The sequence below is a fragment of the Escherichia sp. KTE159 genome, from assembly GCF_000408805.1.
Classification (GTDB): domain Bacteria; phylum Pseudomonadota; class Gammaproteobacteria; order Enterobacterales; family Enterobacteriaceae; genus Escherichia; species Escherichia marmotae.
In genome coordinates this window covers 1,398,833-1,400,266 of the sequence record NZ_KE137292.1, presented here as the reverse complement: position 1 = coordinate 1,400,266, position 1,434 = coordinate 1,398,833, and the positions used below count along the sequence as shown (strand labels likewise).

Here is a 1,434-nt window from a genome sequence, read left to right as displayed (position 1 = left end):
GTGACGGGAAAATCGTGTGGGAGACGGGGTATCAGGTCTGGGGTAACACGATACAGGAGAAGGACCACGGCAGGGTGGAACAGAACCTGCGTTACCAGGGACAGTACCTCGACAGGGAAACGGGGCTGCACTACAATCTGCACCGTTACTATGATCCGGATGTCGGGCGGTTCATAGTAACGGATCCGATAGGGCTGGCGGGTGGGTTAAACCTGTATGCGTATGCGCCGAATCCGCTGTCATGGATCGACCCGCTAGGATTAACAGGCACACCCCTTGAAAAAGGTGCTCCTCTTCCTGATGCAACTAAAGTTTATAGAATTAGTACCGACGGTTCTTATGGGTTTGATTTCAATCCTCGTGAAATAGACGCTATTAATAAAGGGAAGTTAAATCCTCCAGGAGTATCTGTTATCAGAGCTAATAGTGCTGACGACGCCATCAGAATATGGAATGCAGCATTTCCTAAAAGACCCGCGACAAGTGTTGGGGAGGTCAGTGCAGCGGACCTCAGAAAAATTGGATTTGATGTTATTCACGATCCGTCAGGAGGTAAGTTGGGGGAAAATCATGCAAGATTAATTCATCCAGAGGGTGTTGATGGTTTTAATGCCAACAAAGGGAAACTATCTGGTACTTTCAGAGGGTGTGGAGGATAAGGATGAAAGACTATATCATTTCATTTAGAGAGAATGAGAAATATGCTCTTATAGAATATAACAGGGTTGATAAGTTCGACTACTATTATGAAGGTGTTATTATAGAATCTTATTTTCCAGAAGAAATAATTTTCCTTATTGAAGAGCGCAATGGAATTATTGATGAGATGGCAATATCTCTTTTGGATGAAGTAGAGGAAAAGTTGTATTCATATAACATTGGTTTAAAAGAAAGTGGCTCTATGATTTTTGATATTGAAATTATTGATGGGGACAAAATTTCATTTTTTACAAAATATCCATCAAGCCAGGGTTATTTAGATAGATATCCAGTGAGTCAATAACGTTCACTCAAAAGCCGGGTAAGAAATTAAACTTCCCGGCTTTTTTATTTAATTATCTTTCAGCACACTAAACATCCCGTCCCGCATCCCAGGGAAAGATCACGTAACGCTGTTTTTTTGTACTAAACAATTCGCACTAAATGTTCAATAATTGAGATATCCCTTATTACCTAAAGCTGTTTTTCATTGCTTATACATGATCAAATACTCCTTGCATAATTAAGGAGAACAAAATGGAACTTAAAAAATTGATGGAACATATTTCTATTATCCCCGATTACAGACAAGCCTGGAAAGTGGAACATAAATTATCTGATATTCTACTGCTGACTATTTGTGCCGTTATTTCTGGTGCAGAAGGTTGGGAAGATATAGAGGATTTCGGGGAAACACATCTCGATTTTTTGAAGCAATATGGTGAATTTGAAAAT

The 1,434-nt window shown here is 39.9% G+C and carries 3 protein-coding genes; all 3 read left to right on the top strand.

Features of this window, described 5'->3' with window-relative positions; genetic code table 11:
• Nucleotides 1-659, top strand: a 659-nt coding sequence (locus tag A31E_RS26415; RefSeq protein WP_016248709.1) for an RHS repeat-associated core domain-containing protein, incomplete at its 5' end; no start/stop codon positions are given.
• Between the two features lie 2 nt (nucleotides 660-661).
• A complete protein-coding gene (locus A31E_RS14825) occupies nucleotides 662-1,003 on the top strand; it encodes a hypothetical protein (RefSeq protein WP_016248708.1) in 342 nt (113 codons plus the stop codon).
• 233 nt (nucleotides 1,004-1,236) lie between these two features.
• Nucleotides 1,237-1,434: ISAs1 family transposase (locus A31E_RS14830; protein WP_016248707.1), on the top strand; the 198-nt coding region annotated here is incomplete at its 3' end.